This window comes from Achromobacter sp., from assembly GCF_036567245.1.
Taxonomy (GTDB): domain Bacteria; phylum Pseudomonadota; class Gammaproteobacteria; order Burkholderiales; family Burkholderiaceae_B; genus Achromobacter.
In genome coordinates, this window is record NZ_DATCUY010000348.1 from 1 (window position 1) to 3,983 (window position 3,983).

A 3,983-nucleotide genomic window follows, 5' to 3' on the forward strand; every position below is an offset into this window, starting at 1 on the left:
GGGCGCGGGCGGCGCCAGGTTGCGGCGCGAACCGTCGGCGCCGGTGATGCTGTCCCACCAGCCCGCCAGGATCGGCCACAGGCCGTTGCGGGCGTATTGCAGCATCAGGATCAGCAGCACGCCAAAGACGATCATCTCGAAGTTGGCGTTGGTGTCGAGCAGCTTGGGCAACAGGTTCTGCAGCTGGTCCTTGAGCACCAGGATGACGCTGGAGCCCAGCAGGGCGCCCCAGACGTAGCCGGCGCCGCCGACCACCGCCATGAACAGGTACTCGATGCCGTAGTTGATGCCGAACGGGCTGGGACTGACGGCGCGCTGCATGTGCGCGTAGAGCCAGCCGGAGACGCAGGCCAGCAATGCCGCCCAGACAAAGATCACGACCTTGTAGGCGGCGGTGTTCACGCCCATGGACTCGGCCATGCCAGCGCCGCTCTTGAGCGCGCGGATGGCGCGGCCAGGACGCGAGTTCAACAGGTTGCGGGTCGCCCACAGCGCCAGCAGCACGAACACCCAGATCAGGTAATAGATGTGGCGGCCGCTGGCCAGCGACATGCCGAAGATACTGATGGGCTCGATGCCGGCGATGCCGTCGTGCTTGCCCAGCCAATCGATGTTGCCGAACAGGAAGTACAGCGACAGGCCCCAGGCGATGGTGCCCAGCGGCAGGTAGTGGCCCGACAGGCGCAGGGTGATGGCGCCCAGCAGGTAGGCCACGACGGCCGTCAGGACCAGCCCGGCCGGCAGCGCCAGCCAGGGCGAGACATCGTATTGCGTGGTCAGGAAGGCGGTGGTGTAGGCGCCCAGGCCCACGAACGCGGCCTGGCCGAACGAGGTCAGGCCACCCACGCCGGTCAGGAGCACCAGGCCCAGCACCACCAGGCTGGCCAGCCCGATGTAGTTGAGTTGCGTCACCCAGAATTCGGGCGTGGCCGGCACCATGGGCAGGCCCGCCAGGACGACGAGGAAGAGGACGAGCAAAATGCGGTTCATGACGTTTATTCCTCTTCGTCCACGTGATGGGTGCTGAACGAACGCCACACCAGAACCGGGATAATCAGGGTGAAGACAATCACTTCCTTATAGGCGCTGGCCCAGAAGGACGAGAAGGATTCCAGCACGCCCACCAGCAGCGAACCCGCGGCGGCCACGGGGTAGCTGGCCAGGCCGCCGATGATGGCGCCGACGAAGCCCTTCAGGCCGATCAGGAAGCCGGTGTCGTAGTACACGGTGGTGATGGGCGCGATCAGCATGCCTGACATGGCGCCAATGGCGACGGCCAGCGTGAAGGTCAGGCTGCCGGACATGGTGGTGCTGATGCCGACCAGGCGGGCGCCGCGGCGGTTGACGGCCGTGGCGCGCAGCGCGCGGCCATACAGCGTCTTGCCGAAGAACAGCCACAGGCCGATGATCAGGAGGGCGCAAGTCGCCACCACGAACAGGCTTTGCGCCGACCAGGTCATGAAGCCCAGGTCGATCTGCCCGCTGACGAAGGCGGGAGTGCGCCAGCCTTCAGCGCCGAAGAACACCAGCGCCAGGCCGGTGAGCGCGAAGTGCACGGCCACGGAAACGATCAGCAGCACCAGCACGGTGGCTTCGGCCAGCGGTTGGTAGACGATGCGGTAGACCATCGGACCCATCGGGATCACCAGCAGCAGCGTCAGCAGCATGTTCAGCCACAGCGAATTGCCGGGAGCGGTGTAGGTCACGGTCAGCCAGAGCAGCGCCAGCGGCAGGACCACACAGGTGGCGATGGCCTTGGGCAGCGCGGCGGCGCTGCGGGTGCGCAGCGCGCGCAGCAGTTCGAGCGCCAGGCAGACGACGCCCAGCAGCGGCAGGAGATAGGCGGTACCCGGCACTTTGCCGTCCACCAGCATGGCCAGGGTCAGGGCGCCAAACGCCACGAACTCGCCCTGGGGAATGAAAATGACGCGCGTAACGGCGAATACCAGCACCAGAGCCATGCCCAGGAGGGCATAGATGGCGCCGTTGACGACACCGTCTTGCAGCAGGATCAGCGCAATTGTGGAATCCATCTAACAACCTTATTTATTCTGGTGTTCCGGCCGCACCCGGGACACTGATACGACACACCGGCCGGAAAGGCCGGTGCGAAGCATTGCTGGGGTGCCGCGCGGCGGGCGGCGGGCGCCGCCGCGCTTTGCGCACCCTTGGATCGGGCGATCCTGGGGGATTACAGGCCGGGCTGGTAGACCCACTTGCCGCCTTCCACCTTGACGATGACGCGCGAGCGCTCGTCAAAGCCGGCGTGGTCCGTCGGCGACATGTTGAACACGCCTTGCGAAGCGGCCAGGTCCTTCACGCCTTCCAGCGCGTCGCGCATGGCAGCGCGGAACTCCGGCGTGCCGGGCTTGGCGCCCGACTTCAGCGCCACGGGCAGCGCGGCCACGACCAGCTGGCCGGCATCCCACATGTGGCCGCCGAACGTGTTGGTGGAACCGGCGCCGTTGGCCTTTTCGTAGGCTTCCACGTAGGCCAGGGCCGACTTCTTGACCTGGTTGCTGTCCGGCAGTTGGGCCGCGACCAGCAGCGGGCCGGCGGGCAGCAGCATGCCGTCGCAGTCCTTGCCGCAAACGCGCAGCACGTCGTTGTTGGCGGCGCCGTGCGTCTGGTAGATGGTGCCGCCGTAGTTGCGGGCCTTCAGTTCCTTCTGCGGCAGGGCCGAGGGCGTGCCGGCGCCGGCGATCAGGATGGCGTCGGGCTTGGCGCCGACCAGCTTGAGCACCTGGCCCGTCACGCTGGTGTCGGTGCGGCTGTATTTCTCGATGGCGACGATTTCGATGCCCTTGGCCTTGGCAGCCTTTTGCATCACGTCCAGCCAGCCGTCGCCGTAGGCGTCGGCAAAGCCGATGAAGCCCAGGGTCTTGACCTTGGACTTGGCCATGGCGTCAGCCAGGGCGCCGGCCATCAGAGCGTCATTCTGCGGGGTCTTGAAGACCCAGCGGCGCTTGTCGTCCACGGGTTCGACGATCTTGGCGCTGGCGGCCACGCTGATCATCGGCACCTTGGCTTCGGCGGCCACGTCGACCATGGCGAGCGAGCCCGGCGTGACCGAGGTGCCGATCAGCACGTCGACCTTGTCATCGGTGGCCAGCTTGCGCGAGTTCTTGACGGCTTGGGTCGTGTCGGTAGCGTCGTCCAGGACGATCCATTCGATCTTCTGGCCGGCCACTTCCTTGGGCAGAAGGGCCACGGTGTTGCGCTCGGGGATACCCAGCGACGCGGCGGGACCGGTGCTGGACACGGTCACGCCGACCTTGACCTGGGCGCTCGCCAATAGCGGGAGGGCCAGGGCAATGGCGGCAGCCGCCGCGGACAAGCCGAAGTGCTTGCGCATATTTTTGTCTCCTGTGGTGGCTCTTGTGCGCCTCGGTCGAGGCTAAGGCGAGCCTAGTTAAAGTTATACAGAAAAAAATATTATAGGGTTAAAACAGTATCAGATGACGATGCGCAACTCCGGTAATTCCCTGATGTGCTACCCAAAACACGTTTTAGCAAACGCATTCGTTAATGGCGAACTTGTACTAGATAAGTTCACCAGCCGTCAGTTGGGGGATTCCCTTGGAAAGCGGCGCATGTCTCAGCGCCCCAACATCGGCCACACGCGCTCAACCCGCGACGCCACCCAGGCCGCGACCACCGCCTTGGCCAGGTCGCCGGGCAGGAACACGGCTACCGCCATCGCAGCCTTGGCCAGGCCCATCTTCGTCACCGCGGCCAGCCAGGGCACGCCGCAGGCGTAGACCACGGCAATGCCGCCCACCACGCAAGCGGCCACATAGCCGGCGAACTTCGCCCAACCGCCCGTGGCGCGACCCGCAAGGCTGCGCGCCAGCCAGCCGGTGACGAACGCGCCCGCCACCAGCCCCACGAGAAAACCGCCGGTAGGACCGAAGAAGGCGCCCAGCCCTCCCCGGCCGCCCGGCAGCACGGGCAGGCCGACCGCCGCCAGCGCCAGATACAGC

4 protein-coding genes are annotated in these 3,983 nt (G+C 66.1%); all 4 read right to left on the reverse strand.

What is annotated here, in order from left to right; translation table 11 throughout:
* The coding region (locus VIR09_RS15205; RefSeq protein WP_332013623.1) for a branched-chain amino acid ABC transporter permease at window positions 1-990 on the reverse strand (990 nt) is incomplete at its 3' end.
* A gap of 5 nt (window positions 991-995) precedes the next feature.
* A complete protein-coding gene (locus tag VIR09_RS15210; RefSeq protein WP_332013624.1) occupies window positions 996-2,033 on the reverse strand; it encodes a branched-chain amino acid ABC transporter permease in 1,038 nt (345 codons plus the stop codon).
* Between the two features lie 158 nt (window positions 2,034-2,191).
* The gene (locus VIR09_RS15215; RefSeq protein WP_332013625.1) at window positions 2,192-3,355 is read right to left on the reverse strand and encodes an ABC transporter substrate-binding protein; all 1,164 of its coding nucleotides are present in this window, start codon (window positions 3,353-3,355) and stop codon (window positions 2,192-2,194) included.
* A 243-nt stretch (window positions 3,356-3,598) separates the two neighbouring features.
* The coding region (locus VIR09_RS15220) for a biotin transporter BioY (RefSeq protein ID WP_332013626.1) at window positions 3,599-3,983 on the reverse strand (385 nt) is incomplete at its 5' end.